Origin of the sequence: Nocardia elegans NBRC 108235 (genome assembly GCF_001612845.1) — a bacterium.
In the GTDB taxonomy this organism is placed as follows: Bacteria; Actinomycetota; Actinomycetes; order Mycobacteriales; family Mycobacteriaceae; genus Nocardia; species Nocardia nova.
This window is the reverse complement of record NZ_BDBF01000016.1, coordinates 60376-78840: the sequence shown is the minus strand read 5'-3', so window position 1 is coordinate 78840 and position 18465 is coordinate 60376. Positions and strand designations below refer to the sequence as shown.

The following is an 18465-nucleotide window of genomic DNA, read 5'->3' as shown; positions in this document are numbered from 1 at the left end:
TTTCGTGTCGGTCGCGACACCCGCACCCGATCAGCAGGCTTCGCTGAGAGAATCATTTGGCCAGCGACCAATCCGAGCCACCGGGAGTGTCGACGACGTCGATTCCGGCCGCGCCGAGCCGGTCGCGCACGGCGTCGGCGGTGGCCCAATCCTTTTCGCGGCGGGCCTGCTGGCGGCGTTCGAGTTCGGCCCGCACCAGGACGTCGAGCGCGGATTCGGCCGCCGAGGTGTCCTTCGGGCCGGCCCAGTGCGCATCCAGCGGATCGACGCCCAGGATTCCGAGCATCGCCCGGACCTGTCCGGCGGCCTCGCGCGCCGATTCGCACGCGCCCGCTTCCAACGCCCGATTGCCCTCGTGCACCACGCGATGAATCTCGGCCAGGGCCTTCGGGATCGCGAGATTGTCGTCCAGCGCCTCGGCGAAGGTGTCGGTCCATTTCCCGACCGCGACCTCACCCACCCGCTCGACGGTGCGCTGCACGAATGCCTCGAGTCGCTGATAGGTCTGCGCGGCATCCCGCAGCGCCTGCTCGGAATATTCGAGCATCGACGCGTAATGCGCACTGCCCAAATAGAACCGCAATTCCACGGCCCGCACCTGGGCGAGAATATTCGGCACCGAGAGCGTGTTGCCGAGCGATTTCGACATCTTCTCGCCGCCGAGCGTCACCCACCCGTTGTGCAGCCAGTACTGCGCGAATCCGTCTCCGGCGGCGCGGGATTGGGCGATTTCGTTCTCGTGGTGCGGGAAAACGAGATCCATACCACCGCAGTGGATATCGAATTCGGGCCCGAGGTAGAACTCGGCCATCGCCGAGCATTCCAGATGCCAGCCCGGACGCCCGGGTCCCCACGGCGACGGCCAGGTCGGCTCGCCCGGTTTCGCGGCCTTCCACAGCGTGAAATCGCGCGGATCGCGTTTACCCTCGCCGGCGCTCTCGCCCTGCTGCACATCCTCGAGTTTGTGCCCGGACAGCGCACCGTATTCCGGATAACTGCGCACATCGAAATACACGTTGCCGCTCGACGCGTAGGCGTGGCCGCGGTCGATGAGCCGCTGCATCATCTCGACCATCTGGGTGATGTGCCCGGTGGCCCGTGGTTCCACCGACGGCGGCAGCACCCCGAGCGCCTCGTAGGCGCGGTCGAAGGCGCGTTCGTGCGTCGCGGCCCATTCCCACCACGGGCGGCCCGCCGCGGCGGCCTTGGCGAGGATCTTGTCGTCGATATCGGTGACATTTCGCACGAAGGCCACGTCGTAGCCGTTCGCGGTGAGCCAGCGGCGCAGCACGTCGAAGGCGACGCCGCTGCGGACGTGCCCGATATGGGGTTCGCCCTGCACGGTGGCGCCACACAGGTACACCGACGCACGTCCAGGGACCAGCGGGGTGAAATCCCGCAGGGTCCGCGTCGCGGTGTCGAACAGGCGCAGAGTCACGACCAGCCATCCTAAGGCTTGTTGAACAACGGTATGGGTGGGCCCCTCCTATGGTCCACGGTCCATCGAATGCGATGACACCGCGGGTCCGGAACGGATTCGGCGGGGCATGTTTCCGGAGCGAGTGTGGGGCCGACGGTGCGGCCGCCCGGCGCGGATGCGAATACGGCGGCCGGCGCCGAGTTCGCCGCGGTCGATCGGCGCGAACGATAAATACGCACCGAATCGCCGACTGCGGTTACGCGGTACTACATCGCCCGTCGTGCACGAGTAGTGCGGTCGCGACCGCGGCGATTCCCTCCCCACGGCCGGTGAGCCCCAGACCGTCGGACGTCGTACCGGATACCGAAACCGGGGCGTCGAGTAATTCGCCGAGTATTTTTTGCGCTTCGGCGCGTCGCGGCCCGATTTTGGGGCGATTACCGATGATCTGCACCGCCGCGTTGACGATCCGATATCCGGATTCGGCGAGCAGGCGCCGTACCTCGGTCAACATCGCGGCGCCGGAGACGCCCTCCCACTCGGGACGTCCGGTGCCGAAGACCGCGCCGACATCGCCCAGGCAGGCGGCCGACAGCAGCGCATCGCACAGGGCGTGGGCGGCCACATCGCCGTCGGAATGTCCGGAGCAGCCGTCGTCGCCCTCGAACAGCAGTCCGGCCATCCAGCAGGGCCGGCCGGGCTCGATGGGATGCACATCGCTGCCGATGCCGGTGCGCAGCGCGGTGAGATCGGTCATCCGGTCACCGCCGCCCGGGTCGCCGCGGTGATCGCGGTCTCGGCGCTCGCCGCGCCGGAAGCCCCGCCCGCGGCGGCCGAGTCGTCCGCTACCAGCGCGTTCGCGAGTCGCAGATCCAGTGGGCCGGTGATCTTGAAGGCCAGGGGATCGCCCGGAACCACCGAGACGGTCGCGCCCATCGCCTCCACGAGGCCGGCATCGTCGGTGGCGGGCAGGTCGACCGCATAGGCCTCGCGCAGCAGCGCGGCGTCGAAGCCCTGGGGAGTCTGGATCGCCCGCAGTCCGGAGCGGTCCGGTGTCCCGGTCACATCACCGGCCGCGTCGACTGCCTTGATGGTGTCGGCCACCGGGATACCGGGGACGACCGCGCGATGACCGGCGTCCAGCGCGCCCACGACCCGCGCGATCAGCGACGGCGGCGTCAGGGCGCGGGCCGCGTCGTGCACGAGGATATGGGTGGCTTCCGGGGCGGCGGCCAGGCCGGCACGGACCGAGTCGGTGCGTTCTACGCCGCCGGCCACCACATCGACCGGTATCGAGCTGGCCGCGTGGGCACGGGCGGCGAGCAGTTCCCGGGCCGCATCGATCATCTCGATGGGCGCCATGATCACGATGCGGTCGACGACCCCGGACGTGATCAGACCGTCTACTGCGTGTACGAGCATGGGACTGCCGCCGACCGGGACGAATGCCTTGGGTGTCGATTCACCCAGGCGAACGCCCCGACCGGCGGCAGGAACCAATGCCACAACGCGGCGGGAGTTGAGCGTCAAGGCGATGCGGTCAGGAGGCCGCGGCGAGAACCTCGTCGAGCAGGGTCTCGGCCTTGACGTCATCGGTGCCCTCGGCGAGCGCGAGCTCACCGACCAGGATCTGCCGGGCCTTGGCCAGCATCCGCTTCTCGCCGGCGGACAGGCCGCGGTCCTGCTCCCGACGCCACAGGTCGCGGACGACCTCGGCCACCTTGTTCACATCGCCGGAGGCGAGCTTCTCGAGGTTGGCCTTGTACCGCCGAGACCAGTTCGTCGGCTCCTCCGTGTGCGGAGCGCGTAGCACCTGGAAGACTCGGTCGAGACCTTCCTGGCCGACGACGTCGCGGACGCCGACGTACTCCGCGTTCTCTGCGGGAACCCGAACGGTGAGATCGCCTTGAGCGACCTTCAGGACCAGATACTCTTTCTGAACACCCTTGATGGTGCGAGTCTCGATTGCTTCGATCAGCGCCGCTCCGTGGTGGGGGTAAACGACGGTGTCTCCGACCTTAAAAATCATGTGTCCCGTGCCCCTTTCGATGTTCACAGTTTAACATGCGACTCGATAACGCCGCGATCAACGGCGCAGGTCAGGGGCCACAACAGGCCGACCTTGGGGCTTGACAGATCGCGATGCGTGTGCATCCCGTTGCGGCAGAACGGGATACGCGGCTCGCGGGTCGCCGCGGAACATTACACCGGACCGGTCCACACCGACCACCCTGCGAACTACTACGCTGCCTACTACTACTCTCCATCGTGGAGTGAGCCGGTCGACATGGAGGACAACCCGTGACTGCCCTGAAAGCCACCACAGCGTCGAATGTGACCAAGGTGTCGCGGCGCGCAATCGCTGTTGCCGCGCTGGCCACCGGTGCGGCGCTGGCGTTGTCCGGATGCGGTGCCGGCCAGATCTCGCAGACCGCGGGTCAGGTGCCCGCCGTCAACGGCAGCGCGGCCACCATCGGCAACGTGGCGCTGCGTGACGTGCGCATCCTGCTGCCGCAGTCCGAGGAGTACACCAACGCCAAGGGCGGCAAGTCCGTCGTCGCGTTCAGCGCGATCAACGAGGGCTCGTCCAAGACCGACCAGCTGGTCAGCATCACCACCGACCTCGGCCAGGTGAAGATCACCCCGGCCACGCCGGAACTGGTCCCGGGCCAGACGGTCGTCGCCGCGAGCCCGGAGGCCGCCAAGGCCGCCCAGGCGGGCGCCGAGAACGCCTCGCCGACCACCGGCGCCGCGCAACCCACCAGCTCGCCCGCCACGCCCACACCGGAGCGCAGCGCCTCGCCGCGCCAGGAGGGCGCCGGTTCGCCCGATCAGCCGGCCGACCCGAACGCGCATCCGATCCTGGTCGAGATCACCGGACTGACCAAGGACATCGTGCCGGGGCTGACCTACGGCGTCACCTTCAACTTCAAGAACGCCGGCACCGTGCAGGTGCAGGTGCCCGTCGACGCCGGCCCGAACACCCCGCGGCACGAGGGCGCGACGGTCGCCGAGCACGGCGGCCACTGAGGCTCGCCCCTGCGCACCGGCCCATGTCGGCCCCCCTATTTAGGCTGCGCACGTGGCCAAGGTGAAATCGCTGTACCGCTGCTCGGCATGCGGGAACGAGGTTGCCAAATGGGTGGGGCGCTGCCCGGGGTGCAACGAATGGGGAACCGTCGACGAGGTGGTGTCGGCCGGCGCCGGGGCGGGAGCGCATGCCGCCGGGCGCCGGGCGCTGCTGCCCTCGACGGCCGCGGCGCCCATCTCGACCATCGACTCGAAGGTCACCCGCGCCCGGCCCACCGGTGTCGCGGAACTGGATCGCGTCCTCGGCGGCGGGGTGGTGCCCGGATCGGTGGTGCTGCTCTCGGGTGAGCCGGGCGTGGGCAAGTCGACGCTGCTGCTCGAGGTCGCCCACCGCTGGGCCCGGGAGCGCGAGGAGCGCGCGCTCTACGTCACCGCCGAGGAGTCCGCCGGGCAGGTGCGGCTGCGCGCCGACCGGACCGGGGCGGTGCACGAAAGGGTTTATCTCGCAGCCGAATCCGATCTCGCCACGATTCTCGGCCATGTCGATCAGGTCCGGCCGACGCTGCTCGTGGTCGATTCGGTGCAGACCATGCTGGCCGCCGACGCGGACGGGGTGATCGGCGGTGTGACCCAGGTGCGCGCGGTGACCGCGGCCCTGACCTCCCTGGCCAAGGCGAGCGGTATCGCGGTGCTACTGGTCGGCCACGTCACCAAGGACGGCAATGTCGCCGGGCCGCGCACCCTCGAACACCTGGTGGATGTGGTGTTGCAGTTCGAGGGCGACAAACACTCCACCCTGCGCATGGTGCGCGGCATCAAGAACCGCTTCGGCAGCGCCGACGAGGTGGGCTGTTTCGAACTGCACGACGACGGCATCGCCGGGGTGAGCGATCCGTCCGGGCTGTTCCTGCATCACCGTGCGGATCAGGTTCCCGGGACCGCGATCACGGTCGCGATGGACGGTAAGCGGCCGCTGCTCGGCGAGGTGCAGGGGCTGACCGTATCCACCCAGGTACCCGCCCCGCGACGCGCGGTGAGCGGTCTGGACTACAACCGCGTCTCGATGGTGCTCGCGGTGCTGCAGAGCCGTTGCGGTGTGTATCTGGGCAAGCACGACGTCTACGCCGCCACGGTCGGCGGAATGCGGTTGACCGAGCCCGCCGCCGATCTGGCCGTCGCGGTAGCGATCACCGGCGCCGAACGCGATATTCCGCTGCGCGCGGGCATGGTGGTGCTGGGCGAGGTCGGCCTCGCCGGTGAGGTCCGGCGTGTCACGGGGGTCGGGCGCAGGTTGCGCGAGGCCGAGCGGCTAGGTTTCACGGAGGCGTTGGTACCGCCCGGAACCGACCTGTCCGGCATCGGAATGAAGGTGCACGAGGTCGCGAGTGTTCGTGCGGCTCTCGCCTCGAGTGGTTTGTCGAAGCGACGACGCGAGCGTGTGGAGGCTGTGGAATGATCCCGGGCCGTTGGGTGACACACCTGCTCGGCCGTCCCGCGCCGCGCCGCAGGTTCGTGACTCCAGCGGACGTGCCGGCCACCGTGGATGGGGTAACTCCGGCAGATGGGGTGGCTGCGACGGATGGGGCGCCCGTGGCCGAGGCGGTCGAGGCCGCTGGTGACCCCGGTCTGAGTTCCACCATCGCCCGGCTGGTGCCGGGCACCGAATTGCGCGACGGTATCGACCGGATCCTGCGTGCCCGCACCGGCGGGCTGATCGTGCTCGGCTACGACGAGGAACTGGAGCGCATCTGCGACGGCGGATTCGAACTCGACGTCGAATTCTCGCCGACCCGGCTGCGTGAGCTGTCGAAAATGGATGGCGCCGTGGTGCTTTCGACCGACGGCGCACGTATCCGCCGCGCCAATGTCCATCTGGTTCCCGACCCCGGCCTGCCGACCACCGAATCCGGCACGAGGCACAAGGCGGCCGAGCGCACCGCCGCGCAGACCGGCTATCCGGTGGTGTCGGTGAGCCGCTCGACGGGCATCGTCACCGTCTATCTCAACGGGCACCGGCATCCGATCCAGACCTCGGAGACCATCTTGTCGCGCGCCAATCAGGCGATGGCGACGCTGGAGCGCTACCGTTCGCGCCTGGACGAGACCACCCGGCAACTGTCGCTGGTGGAGTTGAACGACTGCGCCACGGTGCGCGATGTGCTGGCGGTGGTGCACTGCCTGGAGCTGGTCCGCCGCGTCGCGCGCGAAATCAGTTCCGACGTGGCCGAACTCGGCGTCGACGGCCGACAGCTGGCGCTGCAACTGGCCGAACTCGTCGGCAACACCGAGGCCCTGCGCCGCCTGCTGGTCCGTGACTACATCCGCACCGAACCGGTCGACGACGCGATGGTCGACCGCACGCTGGCAGCGCTCGACGGGCTGCTCGAGGTGGATCTGCTCGAACTCACCAATCTCGCTCCGCCACTGGGCTTTCCGGCGACATACGAGGCCCTCGACACCGCCGTGGGCCCGCGCGGATATCGGGTGCTGGCCGAGATTCCGCGGGTGCCGCTGCGCCGCGCCGAACCCGTGATCGCCGCATTCGGCTCGCTGTCGGGCCTCGTGTCGGCGAGCGCCTCGGATATCGAGGGCGTCGACGGTATCGATGCGCATCTGGCCCGGCAGATCCGCGAGGGACTGTCCCGGCTGTCGGAATCCGGCGCGGTGCGATCGGCGGAATCCGGCACGGTCTGAACCGGCTTCGGGCGCTACCGGTTTCGAGCCGGTGAGTCAGGCGATGTTGAAGGTCTCCGGCGCGCTGCGCACCGAACCGAACTGCGCCACCACCGCGTATCCGCCGGCCGGCACCGGAACGCGATCGCCCGCACAACCCGGCTGGGACGTGGTGCCCGACCAGGTGAGAGTGAACGCCGCCTGCTGGCCGCCGTTGAGCGTGCGGAGATCGGCCGGACCGCCCTGATCGCAATCGGTGTTCGACCACAGCTTGCGCTGGCCGTCCAGCGACTGCACCCACACCTGCTGCAGGCCCGAACCCATATCCCGAGTACAGCCCGCGGTGGAGATGTTGGTGAGCACGATGGTGAACACCGGCTGATCACCGGCCTTGTAGGTCGGCTGGCCGACGGTCACCTTCACCGCCAGCGACTGATCCGGGCACGGTGCGGGGATGCCGCTGGCCGTGGAATTGACGGTGCCCGAGGCCGGCGCCTTCGAACCGCTGGGATCGGCGGTGGTGGATCCGCCCGCCTTCGCGGAGGTGGTGGAGGTCGCCCCCGCGGCCTTGGGGTCCTTGTCGTCCCCGCCGCCGCGCAGCAACATCAGCGCCAGCCAGATGACCAGAGCGAGCGCGACGATCAGCGCGCCGATGGCGAGCAGGCGGCGACGCCAGTAGATCTCCGGCGGCAGCGGTCCATTCGGTTCCAGCACGGCAACAACGGTAAGGGCACGATCGTGCCGTTCCGCTCAGGTACGCGGCGTGTCGGCGCCGAAATGGCGGTGACGCCGGGTACATTTTCGCGCCGCCTTCCGCGGCGGTGCGGGCACCCGGCGATCACCGTGTGAGAACCGTTGTGGTTCAGACTGTTTCGCCGATATCGCCGATCACCTTGTGCAACTGCGCGCGGCCGTCGGCAAGCTTGTAGTTCACACAGGCGATCGCGCACTGTCCGCTGTCGACCCGATCGGAGACGATCTTCGAGCGATCGGTGAGCAGGCGCGCGGTCTCCTGCACGTGGCGGGCCTCGAGTTCGTCGACTTCGGTGAGTCCGTCGCGGCGGCCGGTGAGGATGGACGGCGATACGCGCTCGACCACGCTGCGGATGAATCCGCCGGGCACGTTGCCGTCGTCGAGGGCGTCGATGGTCGCGCGGACCGCGCCGCAACTGTCGTGTCCGAGGACCACGATCAGCGGCACGTTGAGGATGGCGACGCCGTATTCGATCGAGCCCAGCACCGACTCGTCGACGACGTGGCCGGCGGTGCGGACCACGAACATATCGCCGAGGCCCTGGTCGAAGATGATCTCGGCGGCGACGCGGGAGTCGCCGCACCCGAACAGGATGGCCCGGGGCTGCTGGCCACCGACGAGTTTGGCGCGGTCGGCGGCGCCCTGGCTGGGGTGCTGCAGTGTGCCGTTGACGAACCTGTCGTTACCCTCGCGGAGAGACTTCCAGGCACTGATCGGGTTGGTATGAGGCATGCGTCCCATTTTCCACAGCTTGCGGGCTACCGGCGAGTCCGATTGGCTACACGTGGGCAAATTTCGGATCACCGGCGGGCGGGCACGGCGGTGATGTCGTGAGCTCGAAGGCGGCGAGCGAGACCACGCGCGACCAGGTCGCGGGCGTCGACAGCGACGTTCTGATCGACTGGTACGAGCAGTCCGCCCGGGACCTGCCCTGGCGGCGGCCCGGCGTGAGCGCCTGGCAGATCCTGATGAGCGAGATCATGCTGCAGCAGACGCCCGTGGTGCGGGTGGAGCCGATCTGGCGAGAATGGGTGCGGCGCTGGCCGGTGCCCTCGGCGATGGCCGCCGCCTCGCCCGGCGAGGTGCTGCGTGCGTGGGGCAAACTCGGATATCCGCGCCGTGCCCTGCGGTTGCACGAATGCGCCCGGGTGCTCGCCGCCGAATACGGCGACGTGGTGCCCGACGATGTCGAGGTGCTGCTCACCCTGCCCGGCATCGGCGCCTACACCGCGCGGGCGGTGGCCTGTTTCGCCTACGGGCAGCGAGTTCCGGTGGTGGACACCAATGTTCGCCGAGTGGTCGCCCGTGCGGTGCACGGCCGCGCCGAGGCCGGCAATCCGCGCGCTCGCGATCTGGCCGACACCGAGGCCCTCCTGCCGGTCCGGACCGACCGGGCGGCGGTCTTCTCCGCGGCGCTGATGGAACTGGGAGCCACCGTCTGCACCGCTCGCACTCCCGACTGCGAGCGCTGCCCGCTGCCGCGCTGCACGTGGGTCACATCCGGTCGTCCGGCATCCGATGTGGTGCGCCGTACCCAGAAATACGACGGCACCGATCGACAGGCTCGCGGCCGCCTCCTGGACGTGCTGCGCGCGGCCACCGGACCGGTCGAACGCGTGGCTCTCGACCTGGCCTGGACCCGCGATCCGGGCCAGCGCGACCGGGCACTGGATTCCTTGCTCGTCGACGGTTTGATCGAGCAGACCGCCGAGGGGCTGTTCGCGCTGGCCGGCGAGAGCGGCGCGAACTGAATTCGGCGGTCTATTTCGTTGCGGCCTCGGCGGCGACGGACGGGTTCGCCGGAAGTACCGGCTGCGGCGAGCCGGGCGACTCCTCCACGCGCACGACCGCTGCCGTCCGACGGCGCGCGTTCACGACCGGGCGGCCGATGAACCGGCAGGCCAGGTAGATCACGAACGAGATGGTCGTGATGAAGGTCGAGACCGGGACGCCGGGCGCCAGGGACAGCAGAATCCCGCCCACGGCGGCGATTTCGGCGAACAGCACCGACAGCAGCGTCGCTCGCAGCGGGCTCGCGGTGAGCTGGGCGGCGGCCGCTGCGGGGGTGATCAGCAGCGACAGCACCAGCAGGGCGCCGACGATCTGCACCCCGAAGGCAGCGGTCACGCCGAGCAGCACCGCGAACACCACCGAGAGCGCGCGCACCGGAACCCCGCGCGCCACCGCGACTTCCGGGTCGGTGCTGGCGAAAAGCAACGGGCGATAGATGAACGCGAGCACCGCCAGCACGCCGACGGTGCAGAGCGCGAGCGAGGTGAGACCGGTGCCGCCGACGCTGACCACCTGCCCGGTGAGCAGGGAGAACTTCGATCCGGCGCGACTCGGCCCCAGCCAGAGGAACAGCACCGACAGGCCGAGCCCGAACGACATCACCACCGCGATCACCGAATCACGTTCGCGCGCCTTGGAACCCAGCAGACCGAACATGACCGCCGCGATCACCGATCCCGCGATCGCCCCCGCGCCCACGCCGATGCCGACCAGCAGCGCGGCCGCGGCACCGGTCAGCGAGAGTTCGCTGGTGCCGTGCACGGCGAACGACATCTGCCGGTTCACGATGAGCGGCCCGATCACCCCGGCGAGCAGTCCCAGCAGGGCCGCCGCGAGCACCGCCTGCTGCACGAAGTCGTAGGACAGCAGGTCGGCGGTGGTGTGCAGATCCAGCATCTTGGTGAGGACGTCGGAGAGTTTCTCGTTCATTCGCCGGCTCCCTCGGTGTGGTGGGTGCCCAGTGCATCGATTTCGTCGCCGGTGCCGACGACCACCAGCCGGCCGCGGACGCGCAGCACGTCGACCTCGGTGCCGTAGAGCTCCGAGAGCACCTCCGAGGACATCACCTCGTCGGGTGTGCCGATCCGGAACCTGCCCTCCACGAGATACAGCACCCGATCCACCAGCGGCAGAATCGGATTGATCTCGTGCGTCACGAACAGCACCGCGGTGTCGTGGGTGCGGCGGCGGCGATCGATGAGTTCGGACACCAGCCGCTGATTGGCCAGATCCAGGCTCAGCAGCGGTTCGTCGCACAGCAGCACGCGCGGATCACCGGCCAGTGCCTGCGCCACCCGCAAGCGTTGCTGCTCACCGCCGGACAGCGATTCCAGCGGTGCGTTCGCGAAATGCTCGGCTCCCACCTGGGCGATGGCGTCGGCGACCCGGCGCCGGCGTTCGCCCCGGCCGCGCCAGCCCAGGCCCCAGCGATGCCCGTCGACGCCCAGTCCGACCAGATCGATCCCGCGCAGTTGCACACCGGCATCGATCGTCTTCTGTTGTGGCACATAGCCGATACGCGGATTGCCCAGCCGCGCGGGCGCCCCGCTCACCTCGACCGTCCCCGCACTCGGCGCGAGCTGCCCCAGCAGCATCCGCAGCAGCGAGGTCTTACCGGATCCGTTGGGTCCCAGCACCGCGACGAATTCGCCGGGCGCGACATCGAGATCGAGGCCCTCCCAGAGCGTGCGCGGCCCGAACGCCAGGCTCGCACCACGCAGCGATACCGCGGGTGTCGCCGTGGCCGCCGCTGATGTGGTCGCGGGAATCGTCGCTGCCTCGCCGGTCTCCTCGCAGAACGCGCACTCCGCGCCGTCGAGACGGGTCGAGCTCGCAACAGAGCCGGGCCGGGCCGCCGTATCCGGGTTGTCGTCGGCGGTCGGCCGGGTCCGCTGGTCGCCGTCCGTATCGGTGCGGCCGTCGCCGGAGAGTGTGTCGGCTCCGCTGCCGGCGGATTCCGGCGCTTCGGTTCGGGTGCGTCCCGCCATCACTACCTCCCTCAGCCGAGCGCGGCGGCCAGCGCCGTCGCGTTGTCGGTCTGCCACTTCACGAAATCGGTGTTCGCCGGGAGGGTTTCGGTGACCTCGACGATCGGCACACCCGCGGATTTCGCGGTCGCGGCGACATCCTTCGTGGTCTTGTCCTCGGTCTGGATGTTGTAGACCAGCGCACGAACCTGCTTGCCGGTCAACAGGTCTCGCACCGCCGCCAGATCCGCCGGCGAGGGATCGGTGCCCTGTTCGATCGCCTCCTCGAAGGCGTGCGGGGTGCGGTCGTCGGTGTCGGCGGCCAGCAGCAGATAGTGCGCGAGCGGTTCGGTCTGTAGTACGGGCGTTTTCGGATGGGCGGCGGCGGCTTTCGCGGTGATCGCCGAGATATTCGCCAGCTGGGCGCGGAACCCGGCGGCACGGTCGGCGAAGGCCTGCTTGTGCTCGGGGGCGATGCGCCCGAGTTCGTCGGCGATCCGCCCGGTCACCGCGTCGACGGTCTTCATGTCGTACCAGACGTGCTCGTTCTCGTCGTTCGCGGCCGAGCGCAGGTCGAAGGCGGCGATGCTGGGTTCGGTGCGCCCGGCGGCCGCCTTCTCGACGAACTCGTCGTAGTGGCCGCCGTTGTAGACAACCAGGGCGGCATCGCGGATCGCGGCGGCGTCGGTCGGGCTGGTCTCGTAGGAGTGCGGGTCCACGGCCGGGCTGTCGATGATCGACTTCACCTCGACGTCGGGCCCCCCGACCGCCGCCGCGACGCTGCCCCAGACATCGGTGGAGGCGACGATTTTCGGCTTCCCCGAATCCGAGGATCCCGAGCAGGCGGCCAGCGTGACCGCGGTGGTGATCCCCAGCGTGACGACAGCGATTCGAGCGGCGAGACTTCTGATCACGCGGGGTACTCCTGCACACGAGCTCTTAACGGAAACGATTTCCATTTAAATGTAGCGTATGTGGCGGGCCCGGACCCCATCGATCGGACCGGCCGGGATGTGAACCGCACCACGAACAGGGCCCGCGACCGCTCGATCCGAGCGACCGCGGGCCCTGGAACGGGAATCCGGCGACCGGTGGCTACTGCACCATGGCCGCTACCGGCTGGCTCAGCAGCTGGGCGCAGCGCAGCAGGCCCAGATGGCTGTAGGCCTGCGGGTGGTTGCCCAGGGAGCGTTCGGCGACCGGGTCGTACTCCTCGCTGAGCAGTCCGGTCGGGCCGGCGACGTCCACCAGCTGGGCGAACAGCGCCTCGGCATCCTCGCGCTTGCCGATCAGCAAGTAGGCCTCCACCAGCCAGGCGGCACACAGGTGGAAGCCGCCCTCACCGCCGGGCAGGCCGTCGTCGTGGTGATAGCGGTATACCGTCGAGCCGCTGCGCAATTCGGCCTCGGTGGCGACGACCGTGGCCGCGAAGCGCGGATCCGACGGTTCGATCAGTCCGCTGAGGCCGATGTGCAGGGTCGCGGCGTCCAGATCGGTGCCGTCGTAGGCGGCCGTGTAGGACTGCACCTGCTCGTTCCAGCCCTTGGCCTTGACCTCGTCGGCGATGGTCTCGCGCAGTTCGACCCACACCGGGTCGATGCCGCGGTCGAACCGTTCGGCCAGCTTCAGCGCCCGGTCGACCGTCAGCCAGCCCATCACCTTCGAATACACGTGGTGACGCGGGTTGCCACGGATCTCCCAGATGCCGTGGTCCGGTTCGCGCCAGCGGCGCTGGACAGCCTGGACCATGGCCTCGACGAGTTCCCAGTCGCGGTCGGGCAGTGCCTTGGCCGGGTCGAGAATGCCCTTGCCCTCCCGAGCCTCGGCCAGAGCCGCGATCAGATCCACGATCGGGCCGAAGACATCCAGCTGGACCTGCATATTCGCCGCGTTACCCACGCGTACCGGCCGCGAACCCGCGTAACCGGGCAGCTGGTCCAGCACGGCCTCCGGGGGCAGCGTCTCGCCGTAGAGCGTGTACAGCGGGTGCAGGCGTTCCGGTCCGGCCAGCGTCTCGAGCACGCGGTGCGTCCAGGCCAGGAAATCCTCGGCCTCCGCCAGCGAGCCCAGGGTGACCAGGGCGTGCGCGGTGAGCGAGGCGTCGCGCAGCCAGCAGTAGCGGTAGTCCCAGTTGCGGACGCCGCCGATGTCCTCGGGCAGTGAGGTGGTGGCCGCGGCCAGAATCGACCCCGACGGGGCGTGCACCAGCCCGCGCAGGGTCAGCGCCGAACGCTTCATCAGATCGGGCTTCAGCGGCGGCAGGTTCAGATCGGCGGCCCAGTCGCGCCAGTACCGCTCGGCCTCGTTGCGCCGATCCGCCTCGCTGACCATCGCCGGGGCGAGATCGGAGGTGCCGCAGCGCATTTCGAGCACGATCGGCCCCTGCGAAGGGTCGACCACCGCGCGGGCGACGTGGTGGATGCCCTCTTCGGAGATCTCCCACTGCACGCCGGGGGAGCGCAGCACGATCGGATCGTTGGTGCCGTGCACGCGCAGGCCGGCCGGTTCGCGGACCAGCGTCACCGGCACCTGCCCGAACTCCGGGCGGGGTGCGAAGGTGACCACCGCGCGCGCGTCACCGGTGATCACGCGGGTCAGATCGGTGCGTTCCAGCGCGACGTCGTGCGGCAGGTAGTCGACGATTTTCAAACTGGACCAACGGGTTTCGACGGTCATGGTGCCGTCGACGTAGCGCTGGGACAGCGGCAGGCTCTGACGCTCGGGGGCGATGGTGAAATGCCCGGCTGCCGGGCCGCCCAGCAGATGGGCGAAGACCGCCGCCGAATCCGGCTCGGGATGGCAGAACCAGCTGACGGTCCCGTCGGGGGTGAGCAGCGCCTTGGAGCGCGGCGAGGCCAGCATGGTCAGCCGCTCGATGCGCGGCGCCGAGGCGCCCGCCAGCCAGGTGCGGCGCTCCTCGAGCAGGAACGCCAAGGCCTTGGCGACCTCCTCGGTGCTGGGCACCCGGTACTCGGCGAGGCTCTCGCCGTCGCCCACCTTGATGCCGATGTCCGGACCCGACAGCCGCGCGAAGGCCTTCTCGTCGGTGACGTCGTCACCGAAGAAGACGGCGGCCGAGGCCCCCTCCTGATGGCGGATGATGTCGAGAGCCGCGCCCTTGTCGGTCTGGATGACGGCCAGTTCGATGACCGCCTTGCCCTCGGTGACCTGGATGCCGACCCAGCTCGCCGGGCCCTGCCGGGCCTGCTGCAGCGCACGCCGGCCCACCTCGGGAGTGGCGTTGCGCACATGCAGCGCGATGCTGGCCGGCTTGGCCTCGACGGTGACGCCGGGATTGTCGTCGGCGATGGCGGCCAGGGCGTGGCGCACCTCGGTCAGCAACTGCTTGGCGTCGTTGTCGATGGCGTGCACGAAGCCGACATCGAATTCCGAGCCGTGGCTTCCGATCAACTGCACCTCGACGGGAAGCCGGGAAAGCGCCGCGAGATCTCGCAGCGCGCGGCCGGAGATGACGGCCGCGGTAGTGGTCGTCAGGCCGGCGAGCGCACGCAATGCGCTGACCGATTCCCGATGGGGATAGGCCTTTGCCGGATCGGAGACTATGGGCGCGATTGTCCCGTCGTAGTCCGAAGCGACCAATAGCCGCGGCACGCGGGCTACGGCCGACAAGGCACGGCGAAGTTCGTGTGGCAGATCCTGTGCGCTCACGCATCCAACCTAGTGATCGGAGGAGATTTTTCAGGGCGCGAGAAACTTTACTGGGTCAGGTTTGCCCGCGTGTTGGCGCAGTGATACGTGCTGTTTACACGAGCTCGCCAGGCAGGTTTCGAACGCCGGACCTACATTGTCCGGCAATCCGCTCCCTGCCGCGCGCTCAGGACTTTTCGCCCAGCAAGAGGTCGACGGTCAGGTCGAGGCGCTCGGCCACATCGGTCGCCGAGGCACGCCGGGTGAGCCACGCCACCAGATTCGACAACCACACGTCGCTGATGACGCGGGCGATGGCCAGATCGCGCTCGGTGGGCTCGCCCTCGTTCACGGCACGAGCGAAGAAGCGGTCCATCACCTTGCCGACCCGGTCGACCTCCGCGGCCGCGGAGGCGTCGGCGAACATGAACGCTCGCGTCATGGCCTCGGTGAGCAGCGGATCGCGCTGCATGGCGCGGGTGACCTGGGTCAGCATCACGTGCATGCGTTCCTGCGGGGTCTGCCCGGCCAGCGGCTTGCGTTTGCTGTCGAACTGCTCGAATTCCCGGGCCAGTGCCGAGACCAGCAGATGCACCTTCGAGGGGAAGTACCGATACAGCGTGCCGACCGCGACGTCGGCGCGTTCGGCGACCGCGCGCATCTGCACCGCGTCGTAACCGCCCTTGGAGGCGAGCGCGAGGGTGGCGTCGAGGATCCGCTTGCGCCGTTCGCGCTGGGCCGCCGAGCTCAGCTCGTCCTCGCTGAGGGTGCTGACCGTCGCGCGATTGCGGGCTCCGTTCTGCGCACCCGAGTCGGCTGCCTGCTCTCGGGAGGGACTGGCCATTCGTGAAAGTCCTTTCCTGCACGCACGTCGGTTCCGGTGGCCGACGAGCGTAGTTCAGCGGCGGCGACGGACGCCCCTTGACTTACGCCCGACCGTCACATTAGAACATGTTCTAGGTGTGGGAGTCACGCCGGAAAGGCGGTATGGAGTGTGACCATCGCCACCACTGACGAGCATAAAGCCGTCCAGGAGTCGATGCGCGGATGGGCCGCAGCGGTGCACCCGATTGCAACAATGCGCAGTGGCGCGCCCGGGTACTGGCGTGAATTCTGGCCGGGCCTGGTGGGCCTCGGCATCTTCCGCGTCGCGGTTCCCGAGGAGGCCGGCGGCGCGGGCGGCTGCGTGAGCGATCTGGCCGTGCTGATCGAGCAGGCGGCGCATGATCTCGTGGGCGGACCGGTGACGGCTACCGCGCTGGCCGGCCTCGTCGCCGGCGACACCCTCGACGAGGATACGCCCTGCGGTATCGCCCTGGGCGAGCCTGTTGTGCTGTCGCACAACACAACCGACGCGCTGGAAGTGACCGGCACCTGGGAGACCGTGCTCGGCGCCGACGAGCAGACCGCGCTGTTGCTGCCGGTACGCTCCGGCGACCGCGAGCTGTGGTGCCTGCTGCCGGCGGGCACGCCGGGCGTGACGGTCGAGGCGCTCGAGCCCCTGGACCCCAGCACTCCGCTGGCTCGTGTGTCCTGCGCGAGCGTCGCGGTGCCCGCCGGGCACATCTTCGAACCGCCCTACGCGGTGGGCGATCTCGTGGCCGCGCTGATCGCGGCCGAGGCCGCGGGGATCGCGGGCTGGTGCCTGGAGACGGCGGTCGGCTACGCCAAGGTCCGGGAGCAGTTCGGCCGCAAGATCGGCGAATTCCAGGCGATCAAGCACATCTGCGCCTGGATGCTGTGCCGCACCGAACAGACCCGCGCCGTGGCGGCGGACGCGGCGGCAGCGGCCGATCCGGCGACCGCCGCGGGATCTACCGATGCGGGTGGTGGCGAACTGCGACTGGCCGCCGCCGTCGCGATGGCGATCGCGCTGGACGCCGCTGTGGAGAACGCCAAGGACTGCATCCAGGTGCTGGGCGGTATCGGCTTCACCTGGGAGCACGACGCGCACCTGTACCTGCGGCGCGCGACCGCGCTGCGGGCGTTGCTGGGCGGTTCGGCGCACTGGCGGGCCGAAGTGGCGAAGCTGACGCATGCCGGAGTGCGGCGCAACGTGTCGGTCGACCTCGGTGACGCCGAAGGCGGATCGGCATGGGAGGCAGCGGGTCTGGACACGGCCGAGGGGACCGTGCTGGCCGCCGACCTGGCCCGTATCGCCGCGCTGCCCGCCGGAGAGCAGCGCGGCGCACTGGCCGAGGCGGGACTGCTGGCCTGCCACTGGCCGGCACCCTACGGTCGCGACGCCGACCCGATTCAGCGCAGTCTCATCGAGGACCAGATCCGTAAGGCCGGAATCGAATTGCCGGATCTGGCGATCGCCAACTGGGCGATTCCGACCCTGCTGCAGTGGGGTACGCCCGAGCAGATCGAGCGCTACGCGCTGCCCACGCTGACCGGTGAGGTCATCTGGTGCCAGCTGTTCTCGGAGCCGGGCGCCGGCTCCGATCTCGCGGCGCTGCGCACCGTCGCCGAGCGGGTCGAGGGCGGCTGGAAGCTGCGCGGCCAGAAGGTGTGGACCTCGCTCGCCGACCGTGCCACGTGGGGAATCTGCTTGGCGCGCACTGATTCCACCGCACCGAAGCACAAGGGCATCAGCTACTTTCTGGTCGACATGAAGAGTGCGGGGCTAGAGATCCGGCCGCTGGTCGAGATCACCGGCGAGGCGCGCTTCAACGAGGTCTTCCTCGACGACGTGTTCGTCCCCGACGACTGCCTGGTGGGAGAGCTCGGCGACGGCTGGCGGATCGCCCGTTCCACGCTCTCGGCGGAGCGTGTGGCCATGGGCGGCAAGGGAATCGGCGATGAGCTCGAGGCCCTGATCGCGGCAGCTCCCACCGCAGGCCCGGGTGCCGAGGTGGTCGCCGATCGCCTCGGCGCGCTGGTCGCCGATTCGGTGGCCGGCACGTTGCTGGAGGCGCGTGCGGCCGCAAAATTGCTGTCCGGCGGTGACCCCGCGGCGGAGAGCAGCGTCCGCAAACTGGTCGGCGTCCGGCACCGGCAGGCAGTGGCCGAATTCGCGGTCGAACTGTCCGGCACGGCCGGTGCGCTGGATACCGATGTGGTGAAGGAATTCCTGCTCACTCGTTGTCTGTCGATCGCCGGCGGCACCGAACAGATCCTGTTGACCGTCGCCGGTGAGCGGATCCTCGGGCTGCCACGCGAATCGAAGGGCTGATACC

At 69.3% G+C, this 18465-nt stretch carries 16 protein-coding genes; 5 read left to right on the top strand and 11 right to left on the bottom strand.

The window, feature by feature from the left end; genetic code table 11:
• Nucleotides 1-52 precede the first annotated feature (52 nt).
• The 4 genes from cysS to carD all read right to left on the bottom strand — a co-directional run bounded on the left by cysS (nucleotide 53) and on the right by carD (nucleotide 3449).
• Nucleotides 53-1438: a cysteine--tRNA ligase gene (gene cysS / locus NE2_RS13520; RefSeq protein WP_063026236.1), complete on the bottom strand. Its 1386-nt coding sequence runs from the start codon at nucleotides 1436-1438 to the stop codon at nucleotides 53-55.
• Nucleotides 1439-1676: 238 nt separating this feature from the next.
• Complete coding sequence (ispF, locus tag NE2_RS13515; RefSeq protein ID WP_063010212.1) at nucleotides 1677-2159, bottom strand: 2-C-methyl-D-erythritol 2,4-cyclodiphosphate synthase; 483 nt, start codon at nucleotides 2157-2159, stop codon at nucleotides 1677-1679.
• Nucleotides 2160-2173: 14 nt separating this feature from the next.
• Nucleotides 2174-2950 carry a 2-C-methyl-D-erythritol 4-phosphate cytidylyltransferase gene (gene ispD, locus NE2_RS13510; RefSeq protein WP_228817559.1) on the bottom strand — a complete coding sequence of 259 codons (777 nt, stop codon included), beginning with the start codon at nucleotides 2948-2950 and terminating at the stop codon, nucleotides 2174-2176.
• Between the two features lie 10 nt (nucleotides 2951-2960).
• Nucleotides 2961-3449: an RNA polymerase-binding transcription factor CarD gene (gene carD / locus NE2_RS13505; RefSeq protein ID WP_019931623.1), complete on the bottom strand. Its 489-nt coding sequence runs from the start codon at nucleotides 3447-3449 to the stop codon at nucleotides 2961-2963.
• A gap of 272 nt (nucleotides 3450-3721) precedes the next feature.
• Here carD and NE2_RS13500 point away from each other — a divergent pair, with 272 nt between their 5' ends.
• From NE2_RS13500 to disA, 3 genes are all read left to right on the top strand, one after another.
• Complete coding sequence (locus NE2_RS13500; RefSeq protein ID WP_063026235.1) at nucleotides 3722-4450, top strand: copper chaperone PCu(A)C domain-containing protein; 729 nt, start codon at nucleotides 3722-3724, stop codon at nucleotides 4448-4450.
• A gap of 52 nt (nucleotides 4451-4502) precedes the next feature.
• Nucleotides 4503-5906, top strand: coding sequence for a DNA repair protein RadA (gene radA / locus NE2_RS13495; protein WP_030517317.1), 1404 nt, complete (start codon nucleotides 4503-4505; stop codon nucleotides 5904-5906).
• Nucleotides 5907-6040: 134 nt separating this feature from the next.
• Nucleotides 6041-7144: a DNA integrity scanning diadenylate cyclase DisA gene (gene disA, locus NE2_RS13490; protein ID WP_063026234.1), complete on the top strand. Its 1104-nt coding sequence runs from the start codon at nucleotides 6041-6043 to the stop codon at nucleotides 7142-7144.
• Between the two features lie 36 nt (nucleotides 7145-7180).
• Here disA and NE2_RS13485 read toward each other — a convergent pair whose 3' ends face one another.
• On the bottom strand, nucleotides 7181-7837 hold the full coding sequence (locus NE2_RS13485) for a hypothetical protein (RefSeq protein WP_063026233.1): 657 nt from the start codon (nucleotides 7835-7837) through the stop codon (nucleotides 7181-7183).
• Between the two features lie 148 nt (nucleotides 7838-7985).
• On the bottom strand, nucleotides 7986-8609 hold the full coding sequence (locus NE2_RS13480) for a carbonic anhydrase (protein WP_030517314.1): 624 nt from the start codon (nucleotides 8607-8609) through the stop codon (nucleotides 7986-7988).
• 98 nt (nucleotides 8610-8707) lie between these two features.
• Between NE2_RS13480 and NE2_RS13475 the strand changes: the two genes are divergently transcribed.
• A complete protein-coding gene (locus NE2_RS13475) occupies nucleotides 8708-9628 on the top strand; it encodes an HhH-GPD family protein (RefSeq protein ID WP_063026232.1) in 921 nt (306 codons plus the stop codon).
• A 10-nt stretch (nucleotides 9629-9638) separates the two neighbouring features.
• On the opposite strand, the gene NE2_RS13470 is transcribed toward NE2_RS13475, so the two are convergent.
• From NE2_RS13470 to kstR, 5 genes are all read right to left on the bottom strand, one after another.
• Nucleotides 9639-10598 (bottom strand): metal ABC transporter permease, encoded by a 960-nt coding sequence (locus NE2_RS13470; protein WP_084494013.1) that lies wholly within the window; start codon nucleotides 10596-10598, stop codon nucleotides 9639-9641.
• Nucleotides 10595-11437, bottom strand: coding sequence for a metal ABC transporter ATP-binding protein (locus tag NE2_RS13465; RefSeq protein WP_063026293.1), 843 nt, complete (start codon nucleotides 11435-11437; stop codon nucleotides 10595-10597). Before NE2_RS13465 ends, NE2_RS13470 begins: the two co-directional genes overlap by 4 nt.
• A 230-nt stretch (nucleotides 11438-11667) precedes the next feature.
• Nucleotides 11668-12594 (bottom strand): metal ABC transporter solute-binding protein, Zn/Mn family, encoded by a 927-nt coding sequence (locus NE2_RS13460; protein ID WP_084494012.1) that lies wholly within the window; start codon nucleotides 12592-12594, stop codon nucleotides 11668-11670.
• A 136-nt stretch (nucleotides 12595-12730) separates the two neighbouring features.
• Complete coding sequence (gene otsB, locus NE2_RS13455) at nucleotides 12731-15304, bottom strand: trehalose-phosphatase (RefSeq protein WP_063010092.1); 2574 nt, start codon at nucleotides 15302-15304, stop codon at nucleotides 12731-12733.
• Between the two features lie 166 nt (nucleotides 15305-15470).
• Nucleotides 15471-16127, bottom strand: a complete 657-nt coding sequence (kstR, locus tag NE2_RS13450) for a cholesterol catabolism transcriptional regulator KstR (protein WP_030517308.1) — start codon at nucleotides 16125-16127, stop codon at nucleotides 15471-15473.
• Between the two features lie 150 nt (nucleotides 16128-16277).
• Here kstR and NE2_RS13445 point away from each other — a divergent pair, with 150 nt between their 5' ends.
• Nucleotides 16278-18461, top strand: coding sequence for an acyl-CoA dehydrogenase family protein (locus tag NE2_RS13445; protein ID WP_063026230.1), 2184 nt, complete (start codon nucleotides 16278-16280; stop codon nucleotides 18459-18461).
• Nucleotides 18462-18465: the final 4 nt, after the last annotated feature.

What these genes read in the sequence shown, in the direction of transcription:
- carD (WP_019931623.1), bottom strand. Translation starts at nt 3,449, where the DNA reads ATGATTTTTAAGGTCGGAGACACCGTCGTTTACCCCCACCACGGAGCG.
- NE2_RS13460 (WP_084494012.1), bottom strand. Translation starts at nt 12,594, where the DNA reads ATGGAAATCGTTTCCGTTAAGAGCTCGTGTGCAGGAGTACCCCGCGTG.
- kstR (WP_030517308.1), bottom strand. Translation starts at nt 16,127, where the DNA reads ATGGCCAGTCCCTCCCGAGAGCAGGCAGCCGACTCGGGTGCGCAGAAC.
- NE2_RS13480 (WP_030517314.1), bottom strand. Translation starts at nt 8,609, where the DNA reads ATGCCTCATACCAACCCGATCAGTGCCTGGAAGTCTCTCCGCGAGGGT.
- NE2_RS13470 (WP_084494013.1), bottom strand. Translation starts at nt 10,598, where the DNA reads ATGAACGAGAAACTCTCCGACGTCCTCACCAAGATGCTGGATCTGCAC.